Origin of the sequence: Brevibacterium sp. CFH 10365 (assembly GCF_009299785.1) — a bacterium.
Classification (GTDB): Bacteria; Actinomycetota; Actinomycetes; order Actinomycetales; family Brevibacteriaceae; genus Brevibacterium; species Brevibacterium limosum.
Map to the genome: position 1 here is coordinate 117978 of NZ_VIGO01000003.1, position 14553 is coordinate 132530.

A 14553-nucleotide genomic window follows, 5' to 3' on the forward strand; every position below is an offset into this window, starting at 1 on the left:
CATGAACACCACCACCGAGGCAGCTGCATCGAAACCGCGGAAGCTGACCTCGAAGCAGCTGCCGAAAGCCACCCCGTGGATCGTCGCCGTCGCCTCGGTCCTCGTTGCGATCCTCATCAGCTTCATCGCGTTCGGCGGATTCAACATCCCCGTCGTGGCCGTCCTCGCCGGACTCATCAACGCGTTCGCGATCTTCGCGGTCTCTGCGGCCTACGAAGGCCGCCGCAAGGCCGTCGACCGGATCGCGACGACCGTCGTGACCTCGACGTTCGTCCTCGCATGCGTTCCCCTCATATCGCTGTTGTGGCTGACCGCGTCCAAGGGCGGGGCCGCCATCAGCGGCGACCTGCTCACCCGCACCATGCTCGGGATGAAGGGCGTCCTCGACCAGCAGTACGTCGCCGGTGAGGCGACGCTGGCCGGCGGCTTCTACCACGCCATCGTCGGCACCGTGCTCATCACCGCGGCCGCCTGCATCATCTCGATCCCGGTCGGCGTCCTCACCGCCATCTACCTCGTCGAGTACTCGAACAAGAACCGCCTGGGCAAGGCGATCACCTTCCTCGTCGACGTGATGACCGGAATCCCCTCGATCGTCGCCGGCCTCTTCGCCTTCGCTCTGTTCTCCACCATCGCGAATGTGCTCATGCCCTCGTCTGCGGGAATTGCGAAGACCGGCTTCACCGCGGCCGTGGCGCTGTCGGTGCTGATGATTCCGATCGTCGTGCGCAACACGGAGGAGATCCTCCGCCTGGTGCCGATGGATCTGCGTGAGGCCTCCTATGCTCTGGGCGTGCCGAAGTGGAAGACGATCGTGAAGATCGTTCTGCCCACCTCGGTGTCGGGAATCCTCTCCGGCGTCACCATCGCCATCGCCCGCGTCATCGGTGAGACCGCACCCATCATGGTCACCGCCGGATTCGCCAAGACACTCAACTGGAACCTCTTCTCCGGCTGGATGTCGACGCTGCCGACGTTCATCTACGACTCGCAGCTGCGCCCGGTCTCGCCGGGAGCCGCCGCCCTGGCCAGCTCGGAACGCGCCTGGGCCGCGGCCCTCGTGCTCGTCGCCCTGGTCATGGTGCTCAACCTGCTCGCCCGCATCATCGCGAAGGTGCTCGCACCGAAGGCCGGACGCTGACCGGCGACTGCCCACAGACTCTCAGACTCACCCATTTCCACGGATAGGAAACACAATGTCCAAGCAGATCGACATCAAGGATCTCGACATCTTCTACGGCGACTTCCGCGCCGTCGACGGAGTGCAGATGCAGATCAAGCCCCGCTCCGTCACCGCCTTCATCGGCCCCTCCGGCTGCGGCAAGTCCACCGTGCTGCGCACCCTCAACCGCATGCACGAGGTCATCCCCGGTGCCAGCGTCTCCGGTGAGGTGCTCATGGACGGCAACGACATCTACGGCACCGGCGTCGACCCGGTCAACGTCCGCCGCGAGGTCGGCATGGTCTTCCAGCGCGCGAATCCGTTCCCGACGATGAGCATCAAGGAGAACGTGCTCGCCGGTGTGCGCCTGAACAACAGACGCCTGTCGAAGTCCGAAGCCGACGATCTCACCGAGCGTGCCCTGCGCGGCGCGAACCTCTGGAACGAGGTCAAGGACCGTCTCAACCTGCCCGGTTCGGGGCTCTCCGGCGGTCAGCAGCAGCGCCTGTGCATCGCTCGTGCCATCGCCGTCGAGCCGCAGGTCCTGCTCATGGACGAACCGTGCTCGGCTCTCGATCCGATCTCGACCCTGGCGATCGAGGACCTCATCAACGACCTCAAGGACAAGTACACGGTCGTCATCGTCACACACAATATGCAGCAGGCCGCTCGTGTGTCCGACAAGACCGCGTTCTTCAACATCGCCGGCACCGGCAAGCCCGGCAAGCTCATCGAGTTCAACGAGACCTCGACGATCTTCTCGAACCCGGACAAGGAAGAGACCGAAAACTACATCTCCGGCCGCTTCGGATGATCTGAGGCTGCGTCGCTGTGGCGCTTCGCGTCGCTAAGTGGTCGTTCTGGTCACGCTCTGCTCAGTGGGGCGTGACCAGAACGACCACTTTGCGTCGACCTGGCCGGGTCGTCGAGTGGTGCTCGGAAGGCACGGACGAACTCGGGCAGCAGGGCTTCGTCACCGGCGACCGTCACCGTTCCAGCTGCCACGGCCGACTCCGCTTCGCCATCGGCAAGCAGACCCCGCAGGCCCGGGCCACCGATGAAGAGCCGTGCGCTCGGATCAGCGCCTTCGGCCACGTCCACGCCCGACTTGTGCACGACTGCATGGGCCACTGCCGGCCCCGCGGTCACCTCCACGGTGAATGGCCGCACTCTCGCCTCGGTGCGGGACGTCAGCAGAGCCGCTGCCAGCGAGCTGTCGGTGGGCGCTTCATCCTCGCGAGGAGCGGCCAGGCGGCGTGCCCCCCAGCGGCCGAGTTCGATGAGGACCGGGCCGAGATCCGCACCGTACTCGCTGAGTCGATAGACGACGCTGCGCCCATCGATGCTGCGCTCGACGATCTCGGCAGCTTCGAGTTCGCGCAATCGAGTGGTCAGCAGATTCGATGGAATGCCGGGGATGCCCTGACGCAGTTCATTGAAGCGCTTCGCGCCCACGAGAAGATCGCGGAGGATGATCAGGGACCATCGCTCGCCCAGAACCTCGGCCGCCCTGGCCAAACCGCAGTACTGTCCGTACGACTTCATGATTGACAGCCTAACAGCGATAGTTCACTATTGAAACTGCAGTTCATTTTTTATACTGATATGGGCTGCTCCAAGCTCGGCACGCACGAGACTCAAGCACGACACTCAACGAGGAGATCATCATGAGCCGCACCGTCATCGCCGCACTGTTCCAGTCGCTCGACGGCATCGCATCCGACCCGTTCAAGTTCCAGTTCAACTCATTCGATCACGAGGTGGGCGAATGGATGACCACGGCCATCGGAGGAGTCGACGACTGCCTTCTCGGCCGTGTCACCTACCAGGAGTGGGAGAACTACTGGCCGAACCACACCGAAGGCGAGGACGCCCCGTTCGCCGACTTCATCAACTCGACGCCCAAGCACGTGGCCTCGACGACTCTGTCGCAGGGGGATCTCCGATGGGAGAACTCCACGCTCATCCAAGGAGACCTCGTCGATTTCGTCCGTGATCTCAAAGGCACCGACGGCGGCAAGATCGCCGTCGAAGGGTCGATGTCGGTGGTCCGCCAGCTCGTCGAAGCCAGCCTCGTCGACGAGCTGACTCTGGCCATCCATCCGGCCCTCGCCGGCAGCGGACGATCTCTCTTCGAAGGAGGAACGACGACTCGGTTGGCACTCAAGGACGTGCAGCGCACCAGCAGAGGCAATCTGCTGGCCACGTACGGACCTTTCGCCGACTGACCGTGAGAGCTCCCTGTTCGTGTGTCACTTCTCCGCCTCATCAGGCAGCCCGCGCTCCCGGTAGGCAAAGGTCGCCCAGCCGAGGCCCACGGCCCAGACAGGGAAGAGCAGGGTCGGCCCGATCGTCACCCACCAGCTGTCGGCGAAGACCTCGGGTGTGACTGCGAAGACTCTGCGCACCAGTCGAACTCCGCGGGTGACGATCGTCAGTGACACGACCGTGGCAGGAACCGTCTCCAGAGTGATCGGCACCCGTTTCCCGCCCAGAGGACCGAGCCATCGACTGGCATGAGGACGCTGCCGAGAATCTGCGCGCAGCAGCCATCCGGATCGACTTCTGCTCCGAATCATCGATACCAGTCACCTTTGGGAAAGGATCGTCATGAATATCTCGATGTCGTCGCAGTCGCCCGCCGCCTCACGCAGTGCGCGTTCGCAGTTGCAGATGGTCGCCGGGCTCTTCGGCGCTGTTTTCCTGCTCGTGGGCATCCTCGGATTCGTCCCGGGGATCACCGCGAATCTCGGCTCGATCAGCTTCGCCGGGCATCACACGGATGCGGCGCTGCTCGGTCTCTTCCAGGTCACGGTGCTCCACAACATCGTCCACCTGCTCTTCGGAATCGTCGGAATGCTCGGACTCCGCTCGCGCGCACTGGCGAAGAACTATCTCATCGTCGGCGGCATCATCTATGCGGTGCTGTGGATCTACGGCATGGTGATTCCGATGGAGTCGATGGGCAACTTCGTCGGGCTCAACACCGCGGACAATTGGCTGCACTTCGTCCTCGCCGCGGCCATGATCACCACCGGCTTCGTCTTCGGACGGAAAGCGCGCAGCTGATTCGTCAGCGATCTCGTCAGGCTCGGCCCGGACTCCTCCGAGCTCCGGGACCGGGCCCCGTTTCGCAGCAGCGCACGGGAGGTCAGAGCCCGACGGCGGCCTTGACGACCCATCCGAGCACCACCGCAAGCAGTGCTGCGGCCGGGATCGTCAGCAGCCAGACACCGAACATCGGCAGAAAGTACCGGGCTCTGGCGTGGCCTCTGCGCCCGGCGTACTGGGTGCCGAGGATCGATGAGCCGAGCACGAAGGTCAGTGACACGGGAACTCGCATGATCAAAGCTGCGGTGTACATGAGGATCGTGGCCGCACCGTCGGCGACGGAGGATTTGAGGGGATCGAGTCGGACCATGCGCACCGACAGCGTCTGCACCACTCGCCATCCGCTCAGTCCGGTGCCCAGAGCCAGCGCCGCGGCGATGAGGAGGCGCACCGGCCAGGAGATCTCGACGATGGACAGACCGTCCTGCGGGGTCGCCTCGACGGCGAGGATGCCGACCATGACCAGCGCCGCGACCTTCTGTGCGTCCTGGACTCCGTGGACGAGCGACAGGGCCGCCGTGAGCACGGAGTCGACCATGCGTGCGCCGCGGAACAGCGGCTTCGGCGGGGTGGAGGCGAGTGCCTTCGACATGACGAGCGTCAGCACCCAGGCCAGTATGAATCCGAGGATGGGTGAGAGCACCAGCGGCCACACCACGGAGTCCATCGCCTCACCGGTGTTGACGGAGAAGCCGAAGACGATTCCCGCGCCGAGCAGACCGCCGATGAGACAGTGGGTCGAGGACACCGGCAGCGCCAAGTAATAGGTGAACAGGCTCCAGGTCGTCGCCGCCACGAAGGCGATGATCAGGCTGGTGAGGATGAGGTCGGCCGAACCGGAGAAGAGCACGATCTGGTTGGCAACGACGATGGCGATCCCCTCACCGAGCAGCGCCCCGATGAAGTTGAAGATGACGGCCAGGCTGAGCGCCCAGCCGGGGCGCATCGCCCGTCCGACGACCGCGTTGCCGACGGTCAGGGCGGCGTCATGGAAACCGTTCGAGCCGGCGAAGATCACCGCGGCGACGATGACGGCCGCCAAGAGCAGCTCCACGAACTACGACTCCTTGATCGCGATGGCGGCGACGACCTTGCCGAGTTCGGTGAACCCGTGGGCAGCTCGGACGAAGGCCTGACCGAGTTGGGACACGGCCGCCATGTAGGTGAGCCCGCGTTTGGAGTTCGGCACCGCGTCCGACATGCGCCACTGCAGACTTTCGACCTGATAGGTCAGCCGGTTGATCGCGTCGACGTAGTCCCACTGGTCGAGTTTGCCCGGCAGCCGGGTGATCATCCGCGAGGTGTGGTCGGTCTGGTTCGACAGAACGGCCAGGGTTTCGGGGACGCCGGAGGGCAGCGGGTCGAAGGCTCCGGAGGCGAGAACGTATCCGACTCCGTGGAGCCGGTGGCAGATCTCGCGCATGTGGTGGCTGAGCAGGTAGAGGTCGTAGCGGTCGAAGGGGGTGATGTAGTTCTCGCGCAGTGCACGCAGCATCGCGCCCATATCCTCATCGGCTTTGTCCCCGATCTCGCGGAGGCGGTCAGCGACGTCGCGTCGTTCGCTGATTTCGATTCCGGAGAGTTCGGCGAGCACCAAGTTGCACTGCCGCATCTGAGAGACGAGATCGGACAATCGCTCGTAGAAGACAGTGTCCTGCGGTACCCGCTTGAGCCGCATGCGCTCCTCCTGCCCGGGGCCCGGACGAGCCGGACGAATATGCATGTTGCCTAGGTGGTATGTGCCGGACGCTGGACCGAGAGCGCCTCTCGGCGAAAGGCCGCTCGAAGCGGCTGAATTTGGAGCCCGGGGCTTCAGCGATCCAGCGTCCGGTGGCCCGAAGGCCACCTCCTACGATACTCGTTCACGCTCATGAATCCACCGCCGAGGCGGCCTGACGGTCGTTGAGAATCTCACAGTCGATGACGGGTCGGGTGGGAATATCCGGTCCCGACGGGGATCGGGCCCACGCGATCGGTCGCGGCCGCCTCGGTGTGGGCAAGGTCGGTGATCCGACGATCAGTCGAGGCCACCTCGGCGATGGGCGACGGCGGCGTCGGACAGATCTTGGGAGAGTTGGCGCAGGCGGGCACCGGTGCCGTGGTCGTCGGTGCCTGCCGCGCAGATGCCGACGAAGGCGGCGGCGCGCAGCAGGGCGATGACGACGTCGCCACGGAAGGCGCCGACGAGGATCTCGTCGATGGCGTGGGCCACTTCATCGGGCCCGGCGGGCAGTTCGACGCCGGCGAGGATCTCGTCGTAGCCGATGCCCTCGGTGATGCGGCGCTGGCCGGCGGAGAACATCTCGGAGAGTTCGCGGGGTGCGGATCTGATCCATTGGCGCAGCGCGTAGAGGCGCCACAGTGCGCCAGGTGCGGAGACCGCGGGGGCGGCGGACCACATCTCGGCTATGATCTCGAATCCGATGTCATCGGCGAGTTCGACGAAGCGCCTGGTGGCTGCCTCGTCGCGGTTGCCTTCGGAATCGCCGAGCAGCAGTGCCGCGGTGGCGTGCGAGGTCTCCGAACGGGCGACGGGGTCATCGACGGCCCCGACGGAGTCGAGGTCGGCCAAGGGGACGGGACGGTGGAATGCGCGCTGTGACATGGTCAGGGCAGTTTAGTCCTTGCGAGGGTGCGAGGACTAGGACGTGGAGCACATTCGGGCTTTCGCCGCGCAGTCAGGTTCCGCTCCCCTGACTCACAACGGCCGCTATTAAACTTAGGTCTGATTCGCGTCTGCGACCCGCAGTCGCGAGTGACCGAAACGAGGAGGAACTCTCGTGGCAAAATCATCAGTGGCGAAGAAGGGCCTCGACAAGGCTGCGAAGTTGGCAGTCAATGACGACGGCACCCTCAATCCCCGCGCCCAGTCGATGTTGTCGCGTCTGCTGTCCGTGCAGCGGCCCGTCGCGCTGGCATACGTGCGCAGTCTGCGCCGCAGGCATCCGGACGCCACCCCCGAAGAGCTCATCACGATCATTCGCCGGCACTACCTGACCCTGACGACCTCGGGCGGCGCCGCTGTCGGTGCGACCGCGGCCGTTCCGGGTCTGGGCACGACGGCCGCCTTGGGTGTCGCCAGCGTCGAGACCGCAGGCTTCCTTGAAGGCACTGCATTGTTTGCACAGGCGATCGCAGAGATCCACGGCCTCCCGGTGGCCGATGCCAAGCGGGCGAACGCGTTGGTGCTCGGCCTGATGCTGGGCAAGGACGGGAAGAACCTCATCCAGAAGTTCAGCAAGCAGAACGGCGGCGTGGAGTCGATGTTAGGCAGCTGGGGTGCGACCGTGACCAAGCAGCTGCCTGCTCCCCTGGTCGATCTGCTCGTGCGCAAGCTGCGCAAGACCTTCATCCGCAAGTTCGCGACTCGCGCCGGCGGTTCTCTGGTCGGACGCTTGCTGCCCTTCGGCGTCGGTGCGGTCATCGGTGCCGTGGTGAACGGGCAGATGGCGCGCAAGGTCGCCGCGGAGTCGAAGGAGGCCTTCGGTGCCTCGCCGACGATCTTCCCCATCGAGACCGATCCCGAATACGTTGCTCCGAAGAAGGACCGGAAGCTGCTGTCGAGCCTGAAGTACGTTTCGGCTCTGCTCGGGAAGGTCAAGAAGAACAAGGCCATCGAATCCACCGTCATCGAGCCGACGGATCCCGAGGAGCTCGAAGCACCGGACGGGCTGCCTCGCACCTACACGGGTGAGGATCGGCGCGGACTGGAGGAGTAGGGCCGCCGGTGTTGGCCGGGGGTGGCGGTCGGCAAGCCCGGGTTTCGGCTGACGGACTTCGGTAGTCGGGATTCGGTGGCCGGATTTCGGCGGCCGGCGGACTCATAGCGACGGCGGGGCCTGGTTTGAGTAATCTGGGCGCCTGCCTCTACTATTAACTCGTCTCCACCATGCATTATCTGGCCTTTCGTGCGCGTGTGGTGGGGCGGGGCCTCTAGCTCAGTTGGTAGAGCAGCGGACTTTTAATCCGCGGGTCGTGGGTTCGATCCCCACGGGGCCCACCCAGTTTGACCAGGCATGAGACATCGCAACCCCCGAAGCTCACCGCTTTGGGGTTGCATCATTTTGAACAGATTCTGCACAGGCGATTCAGCTTTCCCTTCGACCACGGACCAATGGGGGGAATACTCAGAATATGTGCCGGCCGGAAATTGACTGCCCTGACAACTTACTCCGCCGGTTTCACCGCAAGCTGCGGTTCTTTATTGAACTGCCCGGTGAGGACGAGGACCGCGATCATGACAGCAAGCACGAACCATCCGGACACACCTAGCGGGTTGACCAGAGCAAGCTCCAGCGGAGTATCCGCATCACCGACGATGAGGACGAGGCCGCCCGCTGCGTTGAGCGCGCCATGTCCGACGACTGCCGGCCACAGAGAACCGCTGCGCAGCCTCAACCAGCCGAACACGATTCCCCATCCGATGCTGCCGACCGTCATAAGCACAACTCCCGAGACGTTCGGTTCATTGAAGTTGTGCCCGAGCAATGTCACCGGAGCGTGCCACAGTCCCCAAATCGCCCCGCTGAGCAGCAGCGCCGGCCACATGCCCAGCGGACGAAGTGTTGGAAGCAGCCATCCTCTCCAGCCGATCTCTTCACCGAAGGTGGCGACTGAGTTCAAGACCGCTGCCAACGGAATCATCGCGAGTTGCATCAGTACGACCGCACGCACAACCTCGCCATCAAGAGGGGTATCCAGTTGCGACTGCATGCCCGAGAATTCAGTCAAGTCGAGCTTTATCCAGCCGAACAACACAGATACTCCGAGGCTGGCAACGACGAGGATCAATGGCACGATCGCCGCAGTGACGATGAACCATACGACCCGCTTTGCGGGTCGCAGGGGCCAGATCCCAAGGAATCTCAGACGCTGACCGCGCGGTGCTCGCACCCAGTACACCGCCACGACCGCCACCAGCGGCGAATACATCATGACCGAGGGCAGAATCCCGGACAGCTCGCCGAACGCAGACGAATCGGTTTCGTTGAGCCACAACGGCAAAATGATCAGCCATGCCAGGCCGAACGACACGAGAACGAATATTCCGACAGCGCGCCACGGAACGGTCTTCAGCCGATTCGATTGAGTATCTGCGTTCAAAGCACCTCTCCTTGTCGTAGAGTCTGACCGCGGTCAGACTATCGCCTCATGCGACAGCTTTCGGAACTCAGAACCTCAGTGCGTCGAAGATGCAGTGACCAGTACTGATACATTGCAGACAGGATTATCGAATGATCTGCATCGAGGCCGACGGCGGTCGGTCACTTCTGGAGGAACTGTCATGACCCCGCATCCCGCTTTGAGTCCCGCATCGGGACTGATCGGCACCTGGCGAGGTGACGGCCGTGGGGAGTACCCGACGATCGACTCGTTCGAGTACACAGAGGAGGTCACCTTCACCGAGGTAGGGAAGCCGTTCCTCCTCTATGTGCAGAAGACGTGGTCACCCGAGGGGACCCCGATGCACACGGAGACCGGGTATCTGCGAGTCACTGACGGTTCGGCACTGGAATTCGTCCTCTCTCAGCCGACCGGACAGACCGAGCTAGCGGAGGGGACATTGATTCCTGCGGCCGATGGCTTCAGCTGCGAGTTGCACTCTCGAGTGATGAGCTCAGCGTCGGCCAAACAAGTCGACGAGACCCGCCGCACGATCGAACTGGCTGGTGACGTCCTCACGACGAGTTTCGCGATGGCCGCCGTCGGGGTCCCGATGACTCATCATCTGGCGTCGGAGATGTGCAGAGTCAGCTGATACCTCTGAGTCTGCCGAATGCGGCCGCTGACGAACTCGGCTCGGAATCGGCCCGGGTGATTCCCTGCCGGATTGATTCGGGAGGAAATCCTGCCAGACGGATAGACTTCTCCTGACACTCCCTCCAGCTCAACCGCTGCCACGGCAAGGAAGACCAGCCCCATGAGTTCGAATCACCGCACCCCAGCTGGGCTTGCCATCCACGGCCCTGGCCCTTGGCGCAACCGCGGCCCGCTGAAGCCGGCGCCATCGGTTCGACGCTGGTGGGCGAGGATCCTCGACGCGGTCTTCGTCCTCTTCTTCACCGGTGTCGTCATCGGCATTGCGCTGGCCCTCACCGCGGTGAACATCATCTCGATCGACAATGCCACCAAAGTCGCCCTCATCAGCTACCCGCTGATGGCACTGGTGTTCGGCGCCTTCTACGGTTGCACGTTCTCCCCTGGCCAGGCGCTGTGCGGAGTCGTCACTCTCAAGCACAGCGGCAGGCGCGTCGGGTTCTGGAGGGGAATGACGCGTTATGTGGCGGTGGCGTTCTTCCCGATCACCATCGTGCTGTCCGTCTGGATGTTCTTCGACGCGCCGACGATGGACCTGGATCCGATCGATGTGTACTACCGGAGGCCGCCGCAGGTCGGGTAGATCCGGATCTCGACGCCGATCACCGCCGACGCGCGATGATGAGTCCGTCCCATCCCTTCTCGCCGACGGTCTGGAGAGCTGTGGCGTCCAGGTCGGGATTCGCCGCGATGGCGTCGGAGACGCTTCGCACACCGTAGACCCGCGGATCGGTGCTGCCGCCGTCGACGACTGCCCCATTTCGGACGACATTGTCGATGACGATCACTGCGCCGGGCCGACGATCGTCTCGATGCGCTCTGCGACGCCCGCGGCGAGGAAGTTCTGCTGGGCGACTGCTGCGGTTCGAGTTCGAGCGTAACGACGTGTCCCCTCGCTCCCACTGATCGCGCGAGCCAGATGGTCGAATAGCCTGCCAGAGTGCCGAACTCGAGGACGCGTTTCGCACCGGCGATCTTGGCCAGGAGCCCGAGCAACGCCCCTTGGTTGGCCGCGACTTCGACATTCGGCATAGTCGTCGCCGTACCGGACCTGCGTGCTGCGGCCAAGGCTGCGTCTTCGCCGACGAGCATCTCAGTGAGGTAACCGGCGACCGCCTGCCATTCTTCGGCTGCCGGATAGCGATTGACCGGCGCAGAGGGTTCGCGTTCGCTCATGCACTCATTCTGACGCATCGAGCGATCACTGCCGCGGTTGTCACTCGAGCGAACGACCGCCGAAGACCTGCTGCAGCGGGATCGAATTGTCCTGCCACGGGGTGAGGATCCACGCGACGAGGTAGGCACCGATTCCGAGCACGGGGAGCAGGAACGAGGCGAGGACGATGAGTCGCATGATCCAGACATTGATGCCGGTCACCTCGGCGAGGCCACCGGCGATACCACCGAGGATGCGGTCGGGGCCGCGACGGAAGCCGATTTTGCGGATGGAGTCGAATAGTGAGTTCATGTCTATGACTCTACGGATCCGCCGTCCCCGTCGCACTAGTGGTGACCGTCGAGACCGATTGAGGAAAACCGGAATCCGCGCCGATCCAGTAGCGACGTTTGGCCGGACCGTCACCGGTTTCGCGCACGTCCTCGAGAACTCCTCCGCAGCGCTCGATCACCCTCGCCGAGGCGGCATTCGTCTCATCGCAGGTGACGAGCACACTTGTGATTCCGCTCGCTCGCAGACGTTCGACCGAGCGTGACAGGATCTGTTGGGCGTAGCCTCGGCCACGGAATTCCGGAGCCACCGCATAGCCGACGTGCCCGCCCAGTGAGAAAAGGAAATCGTTGAGTTCGTACCGGATGGAGGTACGGCCGACGGGACGGTCGGCCACCTCGGCGACGAGGAATTCCGCGCGCACCCGCCCGGGTGGGAGGTCGATTCCGCCGGCCTCGCGCTCGTGCGAGGCGATGATGTCGTCCCACGTGCCCTCAGCCTGGAGGAATTCGAAGTCGTCGGCGCGCAGCTGCTCATGAAACTTGCGCAGCTCCGCCTCATCGGTGGGCGCCAATGGACGCAATCGCAGAATTTCGCTCATCGTGCTCTTTCGAAGGTCGGTTCCTCGCGCCGGGCGAACTCCGGGGCGTGTTCGGCGGTGATGCCGACGCCGAGGATGCGCGCCGGTATTCGGGTGAGCCCGGGAAAGGTAGTCAGCAGCCACTCCAGCGGTGCCGGCGGTCGGATGGGCCGGTATCCGTGGACGGCGGGTTCGACCATCCGGTGGATGCCTGACTGCAGGAGTTCAACGGCGCGGGTGGTCGGGAGTCGTCTCAGCTGCAGGCGCCGCAGATCCGACGAGTTCACCGTTCCTGAGCGCAGCGGTTCGGCGAGCATCCGTGCGACGGCGACTCCGTCCTGTACCGCGAGGTTGACCCCGACCCCGCCGAGCGGGCTCATCGCGTGTGCGGAATCGCCGATGCACAGCAGACCGTCGGCGAACCATCGTCTGGCCTCATTGCGCCGAACGTCGAGGAGCTTCACATCATCGAAGTCGACGGCGTCGACGTCGTCGGCCAGCTGCGGATAGGTCGCGGCGACTGCGTCACGCAGCGATTCGATGCCTTCGGCGCGCAGGCGCTCGTCCGCACCCTTCGGGATGAGGCGGGCGATCTGCACGTGTCCGTCGCGGGGAATCGCGACGAAGACCTTTCCGTCACCTCCCCGCGGCGCGACGGAATCGGGCAGGACCGCCTCGGTGTCGATGCGGAACCACCACACGTCGATCGTCGACGGCAGCTCTCTCATGGACAGCCTCGCCTCGGCGCGGACCTTCGACCACCTCCCATCGGCGGCGATGACGAGCGAGGCGCGGAATTCGAGGGTGTGCGGGGTGGCTGGTTGGGCAGAAGCGGTGGCGTTGGTGGTCGGTTCCACGCCGGGACCGACGGTGTCCGCAGTCGGAGGTGCCGCCTCGGCGAGGGTGGAATTCCGTGCACGGAGACCGACCACACGGCCGCCGTCCCAGATCAACGAGGCGGCCTCGACACCCATCCGCAGGTCGAAGTTCGGCTCGGACTCCCCTGCCTTCGCAAGCAGGTTGAGGAAGTCCCACTGGGGTGCGATCGTCATGAACGGATGGGGCAGATCGAGGCGGGTGAAGTCGGCGAGCAGGACGTCCTCGCCGTCCCTCCCGGCCAGGGTCACGCCCTCGACGCGACGATGCGCGATGCGGGCGAACTCGTGGTAGAGACCGAGCTCGTCGAGCAGTCGCAGGGTCGAGGGGTGGATGGTGTCACCGCGGAAGTCGCGGAAGAAGTCCTCGTGCTTCTCGAGCACCACGACCTTCACCCCGCCGCGAGCGAGCAGCAGACCGGCGACGATCCCGGCAGGGCCGCCTCCGGAGATGACGCAATCGACGTGTTCGGTGTCGTGTCGGGTGGCGTGCGTGCTGTCGGTGTCGGACATGACACTCTCCTCGGCTCTCGGCGCTTCGACGCTGTTGACTCAGTGAGCGCTGGGCCCGGCGGCGCCGTTGACTCAGTGAGCGCTGGGCCCGGCGGCGCCGTTGACTCAGTGAGCGCTGGGCCCGGCGGCGCCGTTGACTCAGTGAGCGCTGGGGCTCGTTTCCCAGCGTAGACCTCGATCCCGACGGAGGAAATGGGATGCGCGCTAATGCCGACCGGTTCGCTGCCCGCTGCCTCGGTGGCGGAGGTGACAGCTGGTTCAAAGCGCAGGAGCAACATTAAAGCTGGGCACTCACACTTTGAGCCAGTTGGTGTGCTGTCGATGCGCCAGTTTGGTGTGCTGTCGATGACATGCCGCGGATCGGCACTTGGTCAGCGAGGCTGCCCGCCGGCCCTCTTCTCCGTGCCGTCGAAGCGTTCGCGGTAACAGGCGGTGAGCAGGCAAACACCGGTACCCACGTCGCATGCACCGTCGGACCGTCGGAGTCAGATGAATATTTCGTGCCGATGACCGCACCCACAGGATCGATCGGCCGGTAGCATCCAGTCATGGCACATACTGTCCGCCCACCCGTACCCGCCGATGCCGAAGCCATGGCCCGCGTCCACGTCGACACCTGGCTCGAGACCTACCGCGGGATCATGCCCGACGACCTCCTCGATGCTCCCGATCTCCTCGATCGCCGACAGCGGATGTGGACGCAGATCCTCGCCGGCGACCCCGAGCGCGGGCTCAGCCGAACTGCGCGCCCCGAAGCCCGCCACCTCTACGTCCTCTACGCCTACCGCTCCATGCACGGAACGGGCGTCGGCCAGGACCTCCTCGACGCCGTCATCGACCCGACCGTGACGACTGCGCTGTGGGTGGCCGACCCGAATCCGCGTGCTCAGGCCTTCTACTCGAAGAACGGCTTCGTCGCGGACGGCACCGTCAAGACCGACGAGTACGACGGCGTGCGCGAAGTGAGGATGGTGCGGCCGGCACGGGCTTAATTCGCCTCAGGTCACGCGAAACTCGAAAAAGTCGTCGCCGGAGACGACTCTTTCGA

At 64.4% G+C, this 14553-nt stretch carries 18 protein-coding genes, 1 tRNA gene and 1 pseudogene; 9 read left to right on the forward strand and 11 right to left on the reverse strand.

The annotated features are described in order from the left end of the window. The first annotated feature begins 1 nt into the window (after position 1). Together pstA and pstB are read left to right on the forward strand one after the other, a co-directional pair. On the forward strand, positions 2 to 1141 hold the full coding sequence (gene pstA / locus FHG09_RS06715; RefSeq protein ID WP_152346890.1) for a phosphate ABC transporter permease PstA: 1140 nt from the start codon (positions 2 to 4) through the stop codon (positions 1139 to 1141). A gap of 55 nt (positions 1142 to 1196) precedes the next feature. Next, a complete protein-coding gene (pstB, locus tag FHG09_RS06720) occupies positions 1197 to 1976 on the forward strand; it encodes a phosphate ABC transporter ATP-binding protein PstB (RefSeq protein ID WP_152346891.1) in 780 nt (259 codons plus the stop codon). Positions 1977 to 2026: 50 nt separating this feature from the next. Here the strand turns inward: pstB and FHG09_RS06725 are convergent, their stop codons facing one another. Further along, on the reverse strand, positions 2027 to 2707 hold the full coding sequence (locus FHG09_RS06725; RefSeq protein WP_152346892.1) for a winged helix-turn-helix transcriptional regulator: 681 nt from the start codon (positions 2705 to 2707) through the stop codon (positions 2027 to 2029). Between the two features lie 122 nt (positions 2708 to 2829). Here FHG09_RS06725 and FHG09_RS06730 point away from each other — a divergent pair, with 122 nt between their 5' ends. Beyond that, positions 2830 to 3390, forward strand: a complete 561-nt coding sequence (locus FHG09_RS06730; RefSeq protein ID WP_152346893.1) for a dihydrofolate reductase family protein — start codon at positions 2830 to 2832, stop codon at positions 3388 to 3390. A 24-nt stretch (positions 3391 to 3414) separates the two neighbouring features. Here the strand turns inward: FHG09_RS06730 and FHG09_RS06735 are convergent, their stop codons facing one another. Continuing rightward, positions 3415 to 3642: a hypothetical protein gene (locus FHG09_RS06735; RefSeq protein WP_152346894.1), complete on the reverse strand. Its 228-nt coding sequence runs from the start codon at positions 3640 to 3642 to the stop codon at positions 3415 to 3417. 130 nt (positions 3643 to 3772) lie between these two features. Between FHG09_RS06735 and FHG09_RS06740 the strand changes: the two genes are divergently transcribed. Beyond that, positions 3773 to 4231 (forward strand): DUF4383 domain-containing protein, encoded by a 459-nt coding sequence (locus FHG09_RS06740; RefSeq protein ID WP_227492597.1) that lies wholly within the window; start codon positions 3773 to 3775, stop codon positions 4229 to 4231. Positions 4232 to 4313: 82 nt separating this feature from the next. Here FHG09_RS06740 and FHG09_RS06745 read toward each other — a convergent pair whose 3' ends face one another. From FHG09_RS06745 to FHG09_RS06755, 3 genes are all read right to left on the reverse strand, one after another. Beyond that, a complete protein-coding gene (locus FHG09_RS06745; protein WP_152346895.1) occupies positions 4314 to 5327 on the reverse strand; it encodes an inorganic phosphate transporter in 1014 nt (337 codons plus the stop codon). 3 nt (positions 5328 to 5330) lie between these two features. Next, the gene (locus tag FHG09_RS06750; RefSeq protein WP_152346896.1) at positions 5331 to 5951 is read right to left on the reverse strand and encodes a DUF47 domain-containing protein; all 621 of its coding nucleotides are present in this window, start codon (positions 5949 to 5951) and stop codon (positions 5331 to 5333) included. Positions 5952 to 6290: 339 nt separating this feature from the next. Beyond that, positions 6291 to 6878, reverse strand: a complete 588-nt coding sequence (locus tag FHG09_RS06755; RefSeq protein WP_227492598.1) for a hypothetical protein — start codon at positions 6876 to 6878, stop codon at positions 6291 to 6293. Positions 6879 to 7053: 175 nt separating this feature from the next. On the opposite strand from FHG09_RS06755, the gene FHG09_RS06760 reads away from it, so the two are divergent. Further along, on the forward strand, positions 7054 to 7992 hold the full coding sequence (locus tag FHG09_RS06760) for a hypothetical protein (protein ID WP_152346897.1): 939 nt from the start codon (positions 7054 to 7056) through the stop codon (positions 7990 to 7992). Between the two features lie 208 nt (positions 7993 to 8200). Beyond that, a tRNA-Lys gene (locus FHG09_RS06765) sits at positions 8201 to 8273 on the forward strand. Between the two features lie 167 nt (positions 8274 to 8440). On the opposite strand, the gene FHG09_RS06770 is transcribed toward FHG09_RS06765, so the two are convergent. Beyond that, a complete protein-coding gene (locus tag FHG09_RS06770; protein ID WP_152346898.1) occupies positions 8441 to 9376 on the reverse strand; it encodes a CPBP family intramembrane glutamic endopeptidase in 936 nt (311 codons plus the stop codon). A 181-nt stretch (positions 9377 to 9557) separates the two neighbouring features. Here FHG09_RS06770 and FHG09_RS06775 point away from each other — a divergent pair, with 181 nt between their 5' ends. Together FHG09_RS06775 and FHG09_RS06780 are read left to right on the forward strand one after the other, a co-directional pair. Further along, on the forward strand, positions 9558 to 10031 hold the full coding sequence (locus FHG09_RS06775) for an FABP family protein (RefSeq protein ID WP_152346899.1): 474 nt from the start codon (positions 9558 to 9560) through the stop codon (positions 10029 to 10031). Between the two features lie 162 nt (positions 10032 to 10193). Next, entirely contained in the window at positions 10194 to 10673 is a 480-nt protein-coding gene (locus FHG09_RS06780; RefSeq protein ID WP_152346900.1) for an RDD family protein, read from the forward strand. 19 nt (positions 10674 to 10692) lie between these two features. Here FHG09_RS06780 and FHG09_RS20245 read toward each other — a convergent pair whose 3' ends face one another. The 5 genes and pseudogenes from FHG09_RS20245 to FHG09_RS06800 form a co-directional block, all read right to left on the reverse strand. Continuing rightward, the gene (locus tag FHG09_RS20245) at positions 10693 to 10878 is read right to left on the reverse strand and encodes a hypothetical protein (protein ID WP_319803254.1); all 186 of its coding nucleotides are present in this window, start codon (positions 10876 to 10878) and stop codon (positions 10693 to 10695) included. 127 nt (positions 10879 to 11005) lie between these two features. Further along, positions 11006 to 11284 (reverse strand): annotated as a pseudogene (locus tag FHG09_RS20250) (hypothetical protein); the annotation flags it as partial. Positions 11285 to 11306: 22 nt separating this feature from the next. Continuing rightward, entirely contained in the window at positions 11307 to 11558 is a 252-nt protein-coding gene (locus FHG09_RS06790; protein ID WP_152346901.1) for a PspC domain-containing protein, read from the reverse strand. Positions 11559 to 11568: 10 nt separating this feature from the next. Further along, the gene (locus FHG09_RS06795) at positions 11569 to 12138 is read right to left on the reverse strand and encodes a GNAT family N-acetyltransferase (protein WP_152346902.1); all 570 of its coding nucleotides are present in this window, start codon (positions 12136 to 12138) and stop codon (positions 11569 to 11571) included. Further along, positions 12135 to 13505, reverse strand: coding sequence for an FAD-dependent oxidoreductase (locus FHG09_RS06800; RefSeq protein WP_152346903.1), 1371 nt, complete (start codon positions 13503 to 13505; stop codon positions 12135 to 12137). The genes FHG09_RS06795 and FHG09_RS06800 overlap by 4 nt, the downstream gene beginning before the upstream one ends. A 548-nt stretch (positions 13506 to 14053) precedes the next feature. Between FHG09_RS06800 and FHG09_RS06805 the strand changes: the two genes are divergently transcribed. Then, positions 14054 to 14497: a GNAT family N-acetyltransferase gene (locus FHG09_RS06805; protein WP_227492599.1), complete on the forward strand. Its 444-nt coding sequence runs from the start codon at positions 14054 to 14056 to the stop codon at positions 14495 to 14497. The last annotated feature ends 56 nt before the right edge of the window (positions 14498 to 14553 follow it).

Coding starts and splice junctions, on each gene's coding strand:
- pstA (WP_152346890.1), top strand. CDS start 2: ATGAACACCACCACCGAGGCAGCTGCATCGAAACCGCGGAAGCTGACC.
- pstB (WP_152346891.1), top strand. CDS start 1,197: ATGTCCAAGCAGATCGACATCAAGGATCTCGACATCTTCTACGGCGAC.
- FHG09_RS06725 (WP_152346892.1), bottom strand. CDS start 2,707: ATGAAGTCGTACGGACAGTACTGCGGTTTGGCCAGGGCGGCCGAGGTT.
- FHG09_RS06730 (WP_152346893.1), top strand. CDS start 2,830: ATGAGCCGCACCGTCATCGCCGCACTGTTCCAGTCGCTCGACGGCATC.
- FHG09_RS06740 (WP_227492597.1), top strand. CDS start 3,773: ATGAATATCTCGATGTCGTCGCAGTCGCCCGCCGCCTCACGCAGTGCG.
- FHG09_RS06750 (WP_152346896.1), bottom strand. CDS start 5,951: ATGCGGCTCAAGCGGGTACCGCAGGACACTGTCTTCTACGAGCGATTG.
- FHG09_RS06755 (WP_227492598.1), bottom strand. CDS start 6,878: ATGTCACAGCGCGCATTCCACCGTCCCGTCCCCTTGGCCGACCTCGAC.
- FHG09_RS06775 (WP_152346899.1), top strand. CDS start 9,558: ATGACCCCGCATCCCGCTTTGAGTCCCGCATCGGGACTGATCGGCACC.
- FHG09_RS06780 (WP_152346900.1), top strand. CDS start 10,194: ATGAGTTCGAATCACCGCACCCCAGCTGGGCTTGCCATCCACGGCCCT.
- FHG09_RS06790 (WP_152346901.1), bottom strand. CDS start 11,558: ATGAACTCACTATTCGACTCCATCCGCAAAATCGGCTTCCGTCGCGGC.
- FHG09_RS06795 (WP_152346902.1), bottom strand. CDS start 12,138: ATGAGCGAAATTCTGCGATTGCGTCCATTGGCGCCCACCGATGAGGCG.
- FHG09_RS06800 (WP_152346903.1), bottom strand. CDS start 13,505: ATGTCCGACACCGACAGCACGCACGCCACCCGACACGACACCGAACAC.
- FHG09_RS06805 (WP_227492599.1), top strand. CDS start 14,054: ATGGCACATACTGTCCGCCCACCCGTACCCGCCGATGCCGAAGCCATG.